Consider the following 15,780-nt stretch of genomic DNA (forward strand, 5'->3'; position numbering starts at 1 on the left):
CATCCCTGCCCAGCGGCGGCTCTGCACTGTCTGGGCTCGGCTACATGACCATCGCCATCGGCATCGAGAACAGCACCGCATTGACGAGGGCCATGAGCAGGATCGGCGCGGCATTCGCCACGAAGCTGGCCCGGGGATTGCGGTCGCCGGTGCGTCCTCGAGCCAGCCGGTGGGCGGTGTAGAGGGCCCCGGCGGTGCCGGCGAGGATGAGCAGGTACTGCAGGACCTTGATCGTGGGCGCACCGACGACGGCGGTGGAGCGCCCAGCGAGGTCGTGGCCGAACAGGCCCTGGAACGAGAAGATCACCGCGCGGCCTTCGGCCAGCAGATGGAAGAGGCTGTGGGCGATGTGCACCGCGATGCCGAAGGGGATGAACGCATAGCCAAATTGGGCGAAGTTCTGCCTCGTGGTACGACCGTTGACCTGGGCCGCCGCACGGGAGGCCAGCGCGAGCAGCGCAATCGGAGCGAGAACGGTGGGCACGAAGGCGAAGGTAAAGGTGAAGTACGTGCTCTCGGTGCCGAACTGCTCACCGATCCAGCCCGTGATCTGCTCCCACAGCGGCAACATCGAGAGGTTCTCCAGGAGCACGATGCCGACGATGGCGATGGCGAGGAAGGACACCTCGACGCGTGGCCGGCGCACCGTCCACAATTCCCTGGTCGGCATGCGCGGTGACAGCCGGATCGAGTCGTTGGGGCAGTTCTTGAGGCAGCCGGCGCAGTAGTCACACTGCGAGCTGGTGTCCATGGCGCGCGGGTACTCGAACATGTGGCAGCCCGCTGCGGCGGCACTCCCCTTGTAGCAGGCCTCGACCTCGCATCCGGAGCACACCGACCGGGTGCCCCGCAGCTCCAGCATGCCGGCCCGGGCGTAGTTGCTCGACAGTCCTCCCACGAAGCACACATAGCGACACCAGGTGCGCCGCTCGTACAGGGCGCCGAAGACCACGGCCGCCCCCGCCACGGCGAGCAGCAGTATGGCCGAGCCCCGCGGTGATTCGGACAGGCCCCAGACGTGTTCGATCCAGGTGACGACGAAGAACACGGCGACCGTGATCCAGATGGCATTGCGGCGCAGCGCGCCAGGCACCCGGCGGTGGGCGCCCACGAGCTTCTGGACGAGATCGCTGAGGAAGCCGAAGGGACAGACCGCGCACCACAACCGGCCCACCAGCAGCAGGGCGATCGGGAGAGCGGACCACCACAGCACCCACATGAGGGTGGCACCGAAGTTCTCGTCGGCGTCGGCTGGCCCGACGATCAAGTCGTAGATGACGAAGACGGTGCCGATGAGGATGGGCACCTGGAAGACAGCCGGGTACCAGCGGCTGCGCAGGAAGCCGGACAGCAGCCGGTTGTTCAGCAGGTTGATCGGCTCCTTCGCCGGTTTCTGGTCACGGCCGTGGCGCATCGAACGGCCGGAAAGCGTGTGGTGAACTGTCTGACTCATGATCTCGGTCCTCGTTCGTGGGCAGGGCCGCCGGCCGGTCGGGCCCCAGCGGCCCTGCCCTGGAGCGCGCTCAGACGCCGACCGCAGTGGTGGCGTTCTGGTGCTTCACGGCGCCCTTGGGGACCCTGGTGAGCCAGGTCCCCATGATGAGCGAGGCACCGAGCCACAAGATCGCCTGTGCGATGAAGGAGTAGAGGCGGAAGCGAGAGAGAACATCGGCCGGGAAACCAGGGAACAGGTAGTTCCCGCTGGGATCGCGCAAGGCCAGCGGCGTCTCGGTCGTCACGGGGATCGTCACGGCGGCGTCGCCGCTTCCGTAGGTCACCGAACTGCCGAAGTACTGAACGTTCTGACTCAGCGACCCGAGGTTGGGCAGCAAGGCGAAGATGATGCCGATGACCGCAAGATAGCCGGCTCCGGCAATGAATACGGCGGTCCACACGTTCATGGTCTTCGCCAGCCGGCGCGCCAGGAAGGCAGCTCCGATCGCGAGGACGACCGAGGACAGCACAGTGAGCAGGTAGAGATTGCCTCGCTGGTGGATCGTGAAGTAGTGGCCGATGGCCGGCGGATTCGGCGGGTACTTGAGGGCCGGGACGGCGAAGACGACCACCCAGCCGAGCAGCCCGATGAGAACCAGGGTGAGCCGCCCCGACAGCGGTGGGCGGCCTTCGGTGAGCTGGAGGATGAGCCGGAAGGCAATCGCGATGAGCAGGCCGAAGGCCAGCCCCATGAGCACCATGCCGGCGGCGATGCCGATATTGCGCTGGATGCCCCGGCTGAAGATCTCGATATCGGGGCCGGGCTCGGGGAACTTGATGCCGGCGGCGGCATTGAGCTTGTCCACCGCCTCCTGTACCTCGTCGCGGGCGCCCTCATAGTCAATGGCGAGCTGAATCTGCGGTTCGGCGAAGATCCGGGCGAAGATGAAGGCCACCAGGCCTGCGAGCGCGCCGGAAATCGCACCCGTGAGGAAAATCCTCCGGTTGTCCAAATACTGGATCATTCTGTTTCCTTGTCTGCGGATGCGCCCGGACGCACTCCGGCCCTCGCAGGAGGACTCGGAGTTCGAGACGGATGGGCCCGTTATGGTTCTTCCATCCGGGCGCACAACGAATGCACACTGTGCGAAGTGAGTGCGGGTGCGAGTCCGATGAGGCCTTTCTCACACCCCAGGGTCCGGTTCGGCCATCACCCGGTGACGGCCGAACCGCGAGCGGACAGGCGGCTCAGTGGCAGGGGAAGCCGAGGAAGTGGCGCGAGTCGTGCACGAATTCGTGAATGTGCATATCGCTACCGAAAAGCGAGTAAGCACCCTGATCGACACCGACAAAGTAGTAGATGAGCAGGGCGACGACCAGTGCGGAGATGATCCAGCCGAGTGCTGAATCCTTGGCCCAGTCGACGGCGCCGGCCTTTGCCGGGACAGCCGCATATGACGACATCTGGAGAACCTTCCCTCAAGGGATTACGCGTCCCAAACCGATGGATCATCCTGAGTGGGAGGTCTGAACTCGTCTCCTGTGGTGACCACAGGAGCTTCACAGCGGCGCGACCGTACCGGATTCCACCGGTTTCCCCCAACCAAGACATCTCCAAAGTAGCATCGCACTGTCGTCGCCGATACATCGGGGGTCGAATCAGGGTAGGGCCGGCGAACCGGGCCGGGCGCCAGCCCGATGGCTGCCCAGGGGCGGTGCGTGCAGCCGCCCGCAGCCGCGGCTCAGCTGGCCCAGTGACCGGCCGGCTCAGCTGGCCCAGTGACCGGCATAGAACAGGGACGCCCACCACACCAGCAGTGCGAGGCCGGCAGCCACGCCGGCGGCGATGACCACCACGCGTCCACCGCGCAGGCCCATGCTCCCCCCACGCCGGGAGGCCACCGAGCCGATCGCCACGAACAGCGGGAACCACAGCAACACGGCGCGGTTCACCGAGATGAACCATGTGGTGCAGCTGAGCGCCAGCACCTGCACGAGCACATACACGGCCTGCCCCCAGGCCCGCCGGATCGCGCAGCCGATCGCCGTGAGATAGCCGATGGCGACCGAGGCGATCTCGAAACGGAACATCCAGGCGCGGCTCGGCTCGTTCGGCCACGACTGGGGATGGGTGGCGAACAAAGTGTTCTGCAATCCCTGCCAGGGAGGCAGAAAGCTCCGCTGCCAGCCGGCCCGCTGGGCGCCGAACCAGGCCTGCCAGCTTCCGGTGAGGGCGTGCAGGTAGATCACGAAGCCGAGTACGACGAGCCCCGCAAGGAGCGCCCAGCACAGATTGCGCCCTCTGGCCCGCCAGGATGGTTCGCGCACTGCGGTCTCCGCGCCGGCCGGTGAGGGTTCGCCCCCGCTCAGCGCGAGGACCGCGAGCCCGGCCACCAGGAACAGACCGGAGACCCGCACGCAGCAGGCGGCAGCGGCGAGCCCGGCGGAGAGCGGCCAGCGGCCCCGGCGGGCGAGCAGCCAGGACCAGAAGGCCAGGGCACAGAAGATGGCCTCGGTATAGGGCACGGAGGTGAAGACGGCCATCGGAGCGAGCAGCCAGGCGCACCCGGCCAGTGACCCGCCCAGGCGCGCCAGCGCCAGGGCGGCGAGCAGCGCGGCGAGATTGCTGAGGAGCGCGCCGCTCAGAGTCATGGACAGGCCCGCTGCCCCCGCGGCGCGCAGGAGCAGCGGGATACCGGGGAAGAAGGCCATGTTCTGCGGATCGGCGTAGCCGTTGCGCGCGATGGCGAGGTAGTGCTGGACGTCCCAGCGCGACAGCACCGTGTCGAGCGAGGCGCCGGTGCGCTGCATCACGGCGAAGGCAGTGACCACCAGAGCGAGCCGGGTGGCGAGCCAGACGGTCAGCACGAGGTGGTCGCGCCGGGCGCTGTCGTTCATTCCTCAGGATCCGCCAGGGCCCGCACGATCCACGGCGCGTCGGGCGCGTGATTGAGCACCCCACCCACCGGGTCGTCCACAAAAGGCGTTCTCACCGGGTCATCCCACGGGTTGAGGATGTCGTGCACCACCCGCGAGGCCAGCCACAGCTGCACACCGATACGCAGCAGCACTGCGAACCAATAGACCACATTGGCGCTCTGGCCCACGCCAAGGATGCCTTCCAGCAGACCCCATACGGCCAGGAAGTAGGCCACCTCGGCGATGCTCCACACCGCCCAATCGAATACGCGGGGCCTGGCAAGCACGACGAAGGGCAGCAGCCACAGGGCGTACTGCGGCGAATACACCTTGTTGCAGATCAGGAAGACGATCAGCGCCAGGAAGACGACCTGGCCGAGGCGTGGCCGACGGGGCGCGTTGAGCACGAGCCAGGCAAGCCCTGCAAAGCCCGCGATCATAAGGATCACCACGATCACATTGAGGCCCGGTATTCCCATGCCCATGAGGCCCAGCACGTACCACAGCGAACCGAGGTCGGCGCCGCGCGTGAAGTTCATCGTCCAGAAGTGCGCCCAGCCAGCCGGCGCGGTGATCATCACGGGCAGGTTCACGACGAGCCAGCTCAGCACGGCTGCACCGAGGAAACGCATGAAGGCCGCGAGTCGCGCGGCGCGCAGACACACCAGCAGGAGAGCGACGATCGCGAAGATCGGATAGAACTTCGCCGAGAAAGCAAGTCCGATGAGTACTCCGGAAGCCACCGGCCGGCGCCGGGCCCACAGCAGCACGCCCACCGAGGTGAGGGCCACCGCAAGCATGTCCCAGTTCACGAGCCCACTGGCCGCCACGACCGGCGCCGCCGCAAGGAACATCGCGTCGAAGCTGCGCACCTTGATGCCGCCGGCTGTCGAGCTGGCGACATCGCGTCCCATGAGCAGATGACTGATGACCAGGGTCAGGAAGCAGCAGAACAGGCCGATGGCGGTGAGCACGAAGAACAGGTGGCTGGCGTCGAGCTGTTGTTGGCCGCTGGCGTCCGGTCCGAGCTCACCACCCAAGAGCTTGGTGAAGAAGCGGCCGATCATCACCGCATATCCGGTGAGCACGGGGTACTCGAGTTGCGCCTGTCCGTAGACGGATGCGCCAGTGGCGATGCCGCGGCCCTGGAAGATCAGCGGGATATCGGAATAGCACAGCCGCAGGAAGGGATTGACTGGCTGGCCGTAGACATGCTGTTCGCAGGGCAGCTGGCGGGCCATGAGGATGATCCAGTTGAGAGCCGCGACGCCAAGCACCCAGGGCAGCGGGTCGAACCAGATTCCCCAGGGTCGCGCATGGCGACCCACCGGGCCGCCGATGCGTTGCGAGAAATGCTCCATGACGCTCACTGGCGCGCCGCCTCCATCGCTGGGCTGGATTCCGGACATCTATCGCTGCGGGGCCAGAGGGGCTGTCCTGGCCTGCTGGTTCTGAGCGCCCTCACCATCGGCAGGTTGCTCTGTCTGGGCGGATGCCTGCGGAGTCTGGACGGGTTGATCGGCGGGGGTCTGCCGGGCCGCCGGCGTCGAGGGAGCAGGTGCAGGGGTGAAGGCGGTGGGCCGGATCGGAACGCTGGTCGGGAGATTCTGCGCGCGAACGCTCGTGCGCGGAGCGGCGGCCGAGGCCTCGTCGTCGGCGGCCTGCTCATCGGAAGACGCCGAGGATTTCACGGTGTTGAGGCCGCTGAAGCTCTCCTTCGGCAGGCCCTGCATGACGGTTTCCATGTAGTCCAGCCAGGTATCGGCGGGGTAGGTGCTGGAGTCGAAATCGCCGGACGCCGAGTAGGGATTGAGATCCTGGTTCCCGTCACCTGCGACATACATCACTGCCGTGGAGATCTGTTTCGTGGCCCCGACGAACCAGGCGGCGGTCGTCTGCTCGCCGACATCCTTCGTTCCTGTCTTCGCGATGACCTCGCGGTTGAGGGCCTGCGCCGATCGTCCGGTGCCACTCGTCACCACCGATTCCAGCGCAGTCTGGGCATTGCGCGCGATGGTGGGGTCGATGGCCGCGGTGGCGTCCGTCTTGCCCTGGTAGATCACCTTGTCGGTTGCGTCGCGAACCTCCTTGACGACATGGGTGGTGTTGCGCTGGCCGTCGTTGGCAATGGTGGCGAAGCCGGTGGCATTGGACAGCGGGCTCACCTGGGCGGTGCCGAGTGCGATGCGGTTGTTGAGATCCCAGCCGTCCGATGTCGGCACGCCTGCGTCGTTGGCGGCCTTGACCACGGCAGCGGGCCCGTTGTTCATCCGGGTCACCAGATCGGTGAACGCGGTGTTCATCGAGTAGGAGGTGGCCCTGAGCAGCGAGACGCGCCCGTAGTTCACATCACCATCGTTGTGCACCGGGACGTTGTCCCCCTTGGGGGTGAAGGTGTTGCCCGTGAGCGTGGTGTTCAGGCCATAACCCTGTTCGAGTCCGGCGATGAGGGCCCAGGCCTTGAAGGTGGAGGCCGCCGGGCGGGCGGTCGTGCCCCAGTTGAGCTGCGAGGTGACGTAGTCGGGGCCGCCATAGAGCGCATAGACCTCGCCGGTGCCGACGGCGACGGACGCGATGGCAGCATGCAGACTCTTCGGGTCCTGGCTGGTCCGTGCGCTCTCGATCGTCTTGGCCGTGTAGTCCTGGGCCGTCTTGATGGCCGCGGCCTGCATGGTCGGGTCGAAGGTGGTGATCACCTTGAGACCGCCGCCGTTGATCTGGGCGTCCGTGAGGCCGTTGTCCTTGAGCTCCTTGACGACCATCGAGATGAGGAATCCGTTGGGGCCGCCGTAGGTGTTGGACTGGGTGCCCGCGACAAGATCGGGCAGCTTGTCGTAGGAGGCGTCGTGGTCTGCCTGGGAGATGGTCCCGGCCTGCGCCATCCCGTCGAGGACATAGTCGTAGCGCTCCACGAGCGCCTGCTTGGCGGCGTCGCCATTGGCCGGGTCGAGCCCGGAAGGGTTGTTGATCATCGAGGCGAGCAGGGCGGCCTGGGGCACGGTGAGCTTGTCGGCGGTGGTGTTGAAGAAGACCTCTGCTGCCCGTTCGACGCCGTAGGCACCGCGCCCGAAATAGACGGTGTTGAGGTATCCGGCAAGGATCTCCTCCTTGCTCAGCTCGGTGCTGATCTTCACCGCGAGGGCCAGCTCGTGGAGTTTACGGGTGACGGTCTGGTCGCTGGTGAGGTACCGGATCTTGATGTACTGCTGGGTGATCGTGGAGCCGCCCTGGAGGTCCTCGCCGCGTGCAATGGCCACCAGGGAACGTCCGATGCCGCGCGGCGAGATACCACGGTTCGTCCAGAAGGTACGGTCCTCTGCGGCGATCGCCGCGTTCTTCATGTTCTCCGAGATCTTGGAATAGTCGACCACGGTGCGGTTCTGCACCGACAGCTCACCGAGCTTGGTCGTGCCGTCGCGGTAGTACAGCGTCGTCGTCTCCGAGGTGAAATCCTTGTTGGGGTCGGGCAGCTTCACGCTGCGGTAGTAGATGAAACCGCCGACCACCGTCACGAGCAGCGCCAGGACCACCACGATGGCGAGGATCGTGACAATGCGTGCGGCGAGGTGACCCTTCGACGCACGGGTTCCGGCCGCCCGTTTCGCGGTGACCTGTTTCGACGGCCGGTAGCGCTTAGCCATAGATGTCCTCCACTGTCTGCTCGTGACGGGGCGGGCGGCGCTTGCGGCCATCCCCGAGGAGATAACTCAGGATCATGAAGTTCCAGCCGCAATCGGGGCAGACCTCGACCTCGTAGACCTTGAACTCACCGAACTGCTGCTCCATCTCCTCCAGCTCGGAGGGCTGGCGGATGCGTCCGGAGTACTGGCCCAGCTGGTCCCCGAAGACGTAGGCGAGGAGCGTGAGATGTTCCCCGGCGCAGACCGGGCACTCTTGCCCGGCAGGCCAGCCGTGATGCAGCGCAGAGCGGATGAGCAGAGGGTCCGCGTCACACGGGTCGGACTCCATCATGGGGCGAGTGGGACGGCGCATGGCTTCCAGCGTCGCCCGGCGCTGGAGCGCATAACTCATCACCTGACGCTGCGTCTGCATGGGGCAAGGGTAATCGGCACGCGTGTGCGCCGGGGAGGAGGTGTACGCGAGACGAGGCTGGAGCTCATCGAGCGGGTGGCGTGGGCGAGGCGCCGCTACGGTCGAGCGACGCGCCGCCTCTCACCCGCTACACTGGGCAGGCGCCGCGTCGCGGGGCATTAGCTCAGTTGGTAGAGCACCTGCTTTGCAAGCAGGGGGTCAGGGGTTCGAGTCCCCTATGCTCCACAATTTCAGAATTAGTCGAACTCCTGACATGGGTGTTCTGGCCTGTTGTGACGGCGGAGGGCTCTGCAAAGCAGGGGGTTGCTTCCTCGCTATCGATACCCGTGGTGAAGGTTTGGTCCGCAAGGCGCTTCCCCTGGACGTCGGTGTCGGCACAGATGGCCGCGCAGCCAACGAGAGGCCGTTCCGCCACAGCCCCACCCCGAGACTGGGGAGGAGCTTCTGCTCGATCTTGGCCCGCTGCGCGCATCGCTGTGTTCTCGTCGCTCCTCATTGTCCGGTCTGGCCGCGAATCGGGCGCCATCTCGTCGCTCAGCGAAGCAGAGAGCGGGCCGTGACATGAGCGACTGTCCGCGATTCAGGAACGCAGAGAAGTGCGGGCCGCCAGAGTCGTGATTCGGCGACGGCATCTGTTCATGGCTAGAGCCTCGTATTCCTCGCACCCGTACTCCATGAGTTTCAGAACCGCATGGTCTCAGCTTCAAGCTCCCGGGCCTCGATCGTGGAGACGGCGCAGGAGATCGCGAGGTTCCTCGCCGGTGAGGAGATCCCCTCTGTCCCGTGTGCTCAATCCTGAGATCTGGGTGACGGTCGTCATGCTGGGTGATGCTCGGCATGGTGCTCACAGCTCCTGACAGAATGGGTGCGCACCTCCTCCCACACCTTGCTCATATGGAGGGGACGCTCCTCAGAGAGAGCGCTGGCATGATTCGTCATTCACTAGGGAGCGCGATTCAGTGCAGAGAGCATCATCGTCTCTTCGAGTGTCGCGGTGCCCTCGGTAATGGTGAGCTTTCCCCGCAATGCTGCGAGCAGTGCGAGGATTTCGTCGTGGTTTGCGCCTGGGATGCGGAGCGTACGCCCGTCGAGGAGTGCCGGGATGCCCGCCGTGCGGAGCAGAGTGAACGCTTCCTGCCAGTGTTCGGCCGCGACGGTGAGGGAGGTGTGCGCTGAGGTGATCTCTGAGACCGTGCCTTCCGCTGTGACCTCACCTGCGGTGAGGATGACGAGGCGATCGCACTGCCCGGCTTCCTGCATGTAGTGCGTGGTGACGAGGATGCCCGCCCCTTCGTCTGCTGTGGCTCGTAAGTCGCGCCACAGGCGGGCCCGAGTGAGAGCGTCCATGCCGGAGGTCGGCTCGTCCAGCACCAGCAGCTCGGGACGATGCAGCGTAGCGGCAAGATACGCCAGGTGGCGTTTCGTGCCCAGTGGCAACGACGAGATCGGGTTTCGGCCGAAGGGGTGGGCGAATTCGCGGACGTGCTCGTTCACTTCGACACCGTGCACGGACGCGGAGAATTCCAGGTTCTCGATGGCCGACAACGAGGGATAGAGGCCGAGCCCCTGGGCGACATAGCCGATACGGCGGCGGGTTTCCAGCGAAGGCGTCTCGCCGAACAGTGTCGAGGTGCCCGCTGTGGGAGTCTCCAGGCCGAGCAGGATGCGCATCAGCGTCGTCTTTCCCGCACCATTGCCGCCAAGAAGGCCCACGACCTCACCGGGCTGGACGTTGAGGCAGATCCCGCCCAGCGCAGTGAACGAACCGTAGCGGCGTACGACATCGATGGCTTCAACCAGCGGTGTATCCACGGTCCTGCGGGATCCGAGAACTCGTGGATCGGTGAGGCTCGCAGAAGCAACCTGTTCACCATTCTGGTTGAGCAGTAGCGCGATGCTCGTGTTCTCCACGTCTGCGGGCGCGGTCTCGAACCCCTCAGGTTGGCCGTCGCCGGGCCTCGCTTCCCATCGGAACACTGTGTCACCTCGCCGCCATGCGTGTGCCGAGGCAAGTTCGCGGCGGGCGGCGTCGAGGGCGACGGGCGCCTGCGAAATGACGCCGGGCGTGTGCGCGATGATGTCGTCCGGGGTGCCTGCAGCAAGTAGCCTGCCGTCGCCGAGGAGGAAGAGCCTGCTGGCGCGTTCGGCTTCATCCAGGTAGGTCGTGGCGAACACAACGGTCGCGCCGTCTGCAGCGGCACCAGCGATGAGGCTCCACAGCTCGGCGCGGCTGATGGGATCAACACCTGTGGTGGGCTCATCCAGCAGTACCAAGCCAGGGCGGTGCAGGGTCGCGAGTACCACGCCGAGCTTCTGCCGCATCCCGCCCGACAAGCGTCCGGCGAGACGCCCGGTCACGTGATCGAGGCCCGCAAGTGCCAACAGCTCCGCTGAGCGCTTCTGGGCCTGTTCGGGATCGAGGCCATAAGTGCGGGAGACGAACTCGATGTTCTCCGCGACCGAGAGGTTTCGCCACACACCCGAGTCCGCGGGCTGATAGCCGATCTTGCGACGGTCGACCGGCAGGCCTTCGCTGGTGCCGCTGTGAAGGCTGAGACGACCGGCGAGGAGCCTCAGCAGGGTCGACTTCCCGGCACCATCACCACCGATGAGAGCGGTGATGGTGCCGGGGGTGAAAGCACCCGTGAAGCCATCCACCGCGGGGAGTTTGCCGAAGAAAACGGAGGCATTGTCAAGGCGGATACCGGTGGGCAGCATCAGCGGGCACCCCCATGCGTCAGGGAGTACCGCATCCGTGCGGTCGAAGCCCCGAACGCGACGACGGCCATGGCGGTCAGGATCGCCAAGGGCAGCCAGAGACTGCCGAGGCCCGCCCCGCGGAGCATGACGCCCTGAGCAATCTCCCGGAACCAGGTCAGCGGGAGAACGTAGCCGATCCAGCGCACCCCAAGAGGCATGGAATCGAGGGGAAAGATCAGTCCCGAGAGCAGCACCTGAGGGACGACGAAGAGGATCGCCATCTGGATCGCCTGCCCCGTGTTCTGCGACACGGAGGAAATCAGCACCCCGATGCCGAGCACGACGAGCAGGAACACGACCGCGGCGATGCTGAACAGCCACAGGCTCCCGGCAAAGGGGACCTCGAACAACCACACTCCGAGCGCGGTGACAGCTGCCATGTCGATGAGGGCGAGGAGGAAGTAGGGGGCAACCTTCCCGATGATGATCGCCGAGGGACGAAGCGGCATCACAGCGAGTTGTTCCAAAGTGCCGGTTTCGCGTTCCCGGACCAGGCCGATACTGGTGATGAGCGCGCCGATGAACAGCAGGATCAGGCCGATGAGCCCCGGCACCATCACCCACGAGGTCTTCAAGTCCAGGTTGAACAGCACCGTCACCACCTCATCCGGGTTGAGCGAGGGCGCACTGATCTCGGGAAGATCGGGCATCGATAGCCCCGCCGGCGGAGTCGGGGCGGCAGGAATCGGCCCGCCGGTCGCAAGCGCCTGCTGGAGTGCTGTCTGGAACCCCGCCAGTTCCTCGCTGAACGTCTCCAGCGTGGCTTTCGCCTGCTTTGCGGTGGCCAGCGCCTCATTGAGGGACGTCTGTGCGTGAGCGATCCGATCCTGCGCGTCCTCCGCGGCCAGCTTTACGAACACGCCCTTCGCAGCCTGAGCCGTGAATAGCTCACTTCCATCGACGTACACGCGCATCTGGTCCGGCAGCGGGGCATCCGCATCGTCGGTGCCGTCCGCGACAATCACCGCGTCCGCCTCCCGATCCCGAAGCAGCCGCTCGGCATCCGATGCGCCAAGAGCCGGGTCGATGCGAACGATCTCAAGATCATCTACGGCCACGCCATAGCTGCCGAGCTCATCGGCGAGCGCCTTCGCCTCAGAACCCACGACGATCACCGAAACCCGGTCCACGGAGAAGTTCGCCGCATACCCGAAGATCACCAGCAACAGCACCGGCAGCACGACCAGCATCGCCAGCGTGCGGCGATCACGCGCCAGCTCTCTGAACTCCTTCACGATGAGGGCTCGCATCGCCCCACCTCCCGATTTCACTGTTCGATGAAATCAGGATAGAGCATTTCTTTCGCCGATGAAATCGGCTGGCTCGCTGGTACTCTCGGGAACGTGGGTCAAGTGGGTGACGAAGTGACAGCAGTGGAGAAGATCGCTCCAGCGGTGTCGCGTCGTGGCCCCAGATCGAACGGTGGTGCCTGCAAGGAGCAGATTCTTGAAGCGGCGACCGCCCAGTTCGGAGAGCACGGGTACCAGACGACGACGATCCGCAAGATCGCTGAAGTGGCGGGTGTGGACGCGAAGCTCGTGCACTACTATTTCGGCACCAAGGAGAACCTCTTCAGCACTGCGATAGCCGAGACCTTCCGCTCCCGCGGTCTTCCCAATCTCCTCGCGGAGCGCTCAACCTCAGGAGAGGGTTCGCCGGGTACCCGCTACCTGCTGGCAGTGCTCACCGCGCTGGAGGATCCTCGCGTAGGGCCGGCGTTCATTGGGCTCGCCCGGGGGTTGGGCACCCACGAAGAATCCCGGCGGATCTTCCTTCGGTTTGTGAGCGAGGAGCTCATCGGTCGCCTGGCGCCGCAACTCGATTCCGACCAGGCCGAGGCGCGGGTGTCGCTGGCGGGGTCGCAACTGTTGGGGCTCGTCATCGGCCGCTATGTCCTGAAAGTGCCTCCGCTCGCGGAACTCTCAATCAGCCAAGTCGCGAGCACCGCCGGCCCGACGCTCGACCGCTACATCCTCGGCGATCTCGACTGGAACACCGAGTCCGACCGCATCGCGTGAATCATTGCCACGCGTCGTGCAAACGAGGGCCTCTGTCGCCGCGCGACCGGTCCGTTTCAACGTCACCTGCAAGAGGCGTGGCAGCTCAAGACGACATTTGTCAAGACAGGATTATCGATGACGCCGCCCTGTGGCTGTTGAGCGTTCAGCCGTTAGTCTTGAGCCAAGATCAGCACTGCTCGTAGCGATTCAGGCGAGCCCCATCAGCAGCGATCGTTGCTGCCCGAGGCGAACAACCAGGCGGGAGACCGTCGGCGGCGGAGCCCTCCTCCTTCTCGGCTCCACGGCTTATCACTGTGCGAAGGTCAGGGTCCAGACAATGATTCTCTCTATCCCTCCGACTGCTTGACATTGTCACGGTGACAAGGTGTGGAGTTTCTTCAGGAGGTCTTGAGATGGGAACGAACACACCACGAACCCGGCTGAGGGATGCCCTGTCGGTCACCAGCACATCGGCGCGTTTGCAGGCTGCCCTGGCGGCCGGTACTCGGCCGGATAATTCATACATCGAGGTGCTTGTGGAGCGGTGCGAGGTGGAGCCGGACTTCTTTGTCCGGGACATGCTGACGTGGGCGCTGACCAGGCATGATCCTGCGCTGACGGTGAAGGCGGTTGTGCCTCGGCTTCGTTCCGCATCTGCTCAAGCGCGCAGTCAGGCATTACACACGCTCTCGAAGATCGGCGATCCGGCAACATGTGCCGCGATCACCGTAGATCTCCTTCACGACGAGAATGTCGAGGTGGCTCGTGCGGCGTGGCGTACCGCCGCCGGGCTCGTCCCCGCCGGTCACGAGACTGAGTTGGCTCGGGAGCTGGCCGGTGAGCTGGGGCGGGGAGACCGTGAGACGCAACGTAGCCTCAGCCGCGCGTTCGCCGTCCTCGGAGCCGCTGCTGAGCCGGTGATCGAAAACGCGGTCAACAGCGAGGACCAGGCGGTGAAGGCGCATGCCGTGGCGACGCTGGCGATCATGGCTGACCCAGCGGAGGGGTTCGATCTCGCGATTGCGGAAGCGAACCGGGTTGTTGCTCTTCTGGGAGCACCCATGGTGAAGGAGTAGTAATTGCTGATCGGTGAGGTGGCGCAGCGTTCGGGCATCAGTGCGCGGATGCTGCGCCACTATGACCGAATCGGTTTGGTATCTCCCTCGGAGCGAACATCGGGTGGATATCGGGAATACTCCGAGAGCGATATGCGTCGGCTGTTCCACGTCGAGGGCTTGCGCTCTTTGGGATTGAGCCTTGCTCAGATCGCGGAGGCGATCGACGACCAGACGTTCGATCCCGCCGCGATGGTCGACGACGTCATCGAACGCACGCGAGAGCAGATCACGCGTGGGCAGGAGCTGGTGCAGCGACTGGAAGATGTACAGGCCACCGCCCCGAAAACGTGGGCTGATGTCTTGCGCACTATCGGGCTCATCCGAGGATTGGAATCGCCCAGCCCTTCACATCGACAGCAATTGGCGCTGAAGATCGCCGAACCAGAGCAGCGCGATGTCCCCGTACTTGTCGAGGCCATGCTGCGCGAGAACGCTGAAGCCGCTGCCGGTGCCCTGCAATGGGCTATCGCTCGAAGCGGGGATACAGCGATCCCCGCTCTTGCCCAGGCCTTGGACTCCCAGGACAGCGAGCGGAGACGTCGCGCGTTCGATGCTTTGGTGAAACTCGACACCCCCGCCGCGAGGCAGGTCATCATGGGATTGACGAAACATGAGGATCTTCGTATCCGAAACCGCGCGATCATTGCCCGCGCGCACCACAGTAAGAAGGGCTCCATCAGCGCACTGATCGCGCTCATCAGCACTGGTCAGGACGACGTCGAGGCCGCTGACGCGCTCACAGAACTCGCCCTCCGTTACGGGCAGGTCGATCGAGTCGTGGCTGCCCTGGCAAGGGCGCTGAAGACCGCAGATCCCGACACCCGCCGTCGCTTGGTTGCCGCACTGAACGATCTTCCGCCAGACGCAACGAAAGACACTCTCACGTCACTTCTCAATGACGAAGACCGCGCCACAGCGCTGACCGCCAGATTCATCCTCGACACGCAAGCCAAGGACGCACGAGCGTAGCCGTAGGGCACTCAACGTGCTCTGCGTAAGACCCGGCTTTCCTCGAACGCCAGCGCAGATATTTGAGCTGCCACGCGTCGTGTGAACGAGGATCAGCGCGTGCTGAGAGAATCGATCCATGGCCTCTCCGCAGACGCCCGACGTTCGCGCAGCACTGTCGAGACTGCCCCTGCTCGGGAAGAACTCGTCTAGGCCGCTGGGCGCCGGGCTCCTGGCCTCGGGAGTGCTCGCCGTGACGATCCGCAAGATTCAGTCGGAGCTGTCCCATGACGCCTCCGCGGACTGACCCGCTTCCATGGTCTTGATCTTCGAACTGCCCTGCTCTCGCCGCTGTCGCAGGCCGTGTGAATAGCGTCTATCCGGTGAGACGTCAGACAAGTTCGCGATATCGATCGGGTAGTCCGAGCTCCCAGCGACTGCGGAGGTATTCGAGGCTCATCCCAATCGAGGGTGTAGTTGGGGTCTGAATCCGCCTGTCTCGAGCAGGCTTCTGGCGATGTAGTTGGTGAGGTTGCGGAAGCCCAGGG

Annotated in this window: 13 protein-coding genes and 1 tRNA gene; 5 read left to right on the plus strand and 9 right to left on the minus strand. The window is 65.0% G+C overall.

Translation table 11 applies throughout. The annotated features are described in order from the left end of the window. Window positions 1-40: 40 nt before the first annotated feature. The 7 genes from BMX93_RS10915 to BMX93_RS10945 form a co-directional block, all read right to left on the minus strand. The gene (locus tag BMX93_RS10915; RefSeq protein WP_218139327.1) at window positions 41-1,453 is read right to left on the minus strand and encodes a 4Fe-4S binding protein; all 1,413 of its coding nucleotides are present in this window, start codon (window positions 1,451-1,453) and stop codon (window positions 41-43) included. A 70-nt stretch (window positions 1,454-1,523) separates the two neighbouring features. After that, window positions 1,524-2,459: a CbtA family protein gene (locus BMX93_RS10920; RefSeq protein WP_091970947.1), complete on the minus strand. Its 936-nt coding sequence runs from the start codon at window positions 2,457-2,459 to the stop codon at window positions 1,524-1,526. A 223-nt stretch (window positions 2,460-2,682) separates the two neighbouring features. Then, window positions 2,683-2,898, minus strand: coding sequence for a CbtB domain-containing protein (locus tag BMX93_RS10925; RefSeq protein ID WP_091970960.1), 216 nt, complete (start codon window positions 2,896-2,898; stop codon window positions 2,683-2,685). 303 nt (window positions 2,899-3,201) lie between these two features. Further along, window positions 3,202-4,332, minus strand: coding sequence for a mannosyltransferase family protein (locus BMX93_RS10930; RefSeq protein WP_091970962.1), 1,131 nt, complete (start codon window positions 4,330-4,332; stop codon window positions 3,202-3,204). After that, window positions 4,329-5,714 carry a glycosyltransferase family 87 protein gene (locus BMX93_RS10935; protein WP_245725834.1) on the minus strand — a complete coding sequence of 462 codons (1,386 nt, stop codon included), beginning with the start codon at window positions 5,712-5,714 and terminating at the stop codon, window positions 4,329-4,331. Before BMX93_RS10935 ends, BMX93_RS10930 begins: the two co-directional genes overlap by 4 nt. A gap of 48 nt (window positions 5,715-5,762) precedes the next feature. Continuing rightward, window positions 5,763-7,994 (minus strand): transglycosylase domain-containing protein, encoded by a 2,232-nt coding sequence (locus BMX93_RS10940; RefSeq protein ID WP_091970965.1) that lies wholly within the window; start codon window positions 7,992-7,994, stop codon window positions 5,763-5,765. Beyond that, window positions 7,987-8,406 carry a DUF5318 family protein gene (locus BMX93_RS10945; protein WP_091970967.1) on the minus strand — a complete coding sequence of 140 codons (420 nt, stop codon included), beginning with the start codon at window positions 8,404-8,406 and terminating at the stop codon, window positions 7,987-7,989. Before BMX93_RS10945 ends, BMX93_RS10940 begins: the two co-directional genes overlap by 8 nt. 152 nt (window positions 8,407-8,558) lie before the next feature. Between BMX93_RS10945 and BMX93_RS10950 the strand changes: the two genes are divergently transcribed. Beyond that, window positions 8,559-8,631, plus strand: a tRNA-Ala gene (locus BMX93_RS10950). 717 nt (window positions 8,632-9,348) lie between these two features. Here the strand turns inward: BMX93_RS10950 and BMX93_RS10955 are convergent. Both BMX93_RS10955 and BMX93_RS10960 read right to left on the minus strand, forming a co-directional pair. Beyond that, the gene (locus tag BMX93_RS10955) at window positions 9,349-11,064 is read right to left on the minus strand and encodes an ATP-binding cassette domain-containing protein (protein WP_177170206.1); all 1,716 of its coding nucleotides are present in this window, start codon (window positions 11,062-11,064) and stop codon (window positions 9,349-9,351) included. 59 nt (window positions 11,065-11,123) lie between these two features. Then, on the minus strand, window positions 11,124-12,416 hold the full coding sequence (locus tag BMX93_RS10960) for an ABC transporter permease (RefSeq protein ID WP_091970972.1): 1,293 nt from the start codon (window positions 12,414-12,416) through the stop codon (window positions 11,124-11,126). 102 nt (window positions 12,417-12,518) lie between these two features. Between BMX93_RS10960 and BMX93_RS10965 the strand changes: the two genes are divergently transcribed. The 4 genes from BMX93_RS10965 to BMX93_RS12990 all read left to right on the plus strand — a co-directional run bounded on the left by BMX93_RS10965 (window position 12,519) and on the right by BMX93_RS12990 (window position 15,539). Continuing rightward, window positions 12,519-13,184, plus strand: a complete 666-nt coding sequence (locus tag BMX93_RS10965) for a TetR/AcrR family transcriptional regulator (RefSeq protein WP_177170207.1) — start codon at window positions 12,519-12,521, stop codon at window positions 13,182-13,184. A gap of 395 nt (window positions 13,185-13,579) precedes the next feature. Then, window positions 13,580-14,242: a HEAT repeat domain-containing protein gene (locus BMX93_RS10970; protein WP_091970976.1), complete on the plus strand. Its 663-nt coding sequence runs from the start codon at window positions 13,580-13,582 to the stop codon at window positions 14,240-14,242. A 3-nt stretch (window positions 14,243-14,245) separates the two neighbouring features. Beyond that, window positions 14,246-15,253 (plus strand): MerR family transcriptional regulator, encoded by a 1,008-nt coding sequence (locus BMX93_RS10975; RefSeq protein WP_091970978.1) that lies wholly within the window; start codon window positions 14,246-14,248, stop codon window positions 15,251-15,253. A 118-nt stretch (window positions 15,254-15,371) separates the two neighbouring features. Then, entirely contained in the window at window positions 15,372-15,539 is a 168-nt protein-coding gene (locus BMX93_RS12990; protein ID WP_177170208.1) for a hypothetical protein, read from the plus strand. Window positions 15,540-15,780: the final 241 nt, after the last annotated feature.

Source organism: Propionibacterium cyclohexanicum (assembly GCF_900111365.1).
Classification (GTDB): domain Bacteria; phylum Actinomycetota; class Actinomycetes; order Propionibacteriales; family Propionibacteriaceae; genus Propionibacterium; species Propionibacterium cyclohexanicum.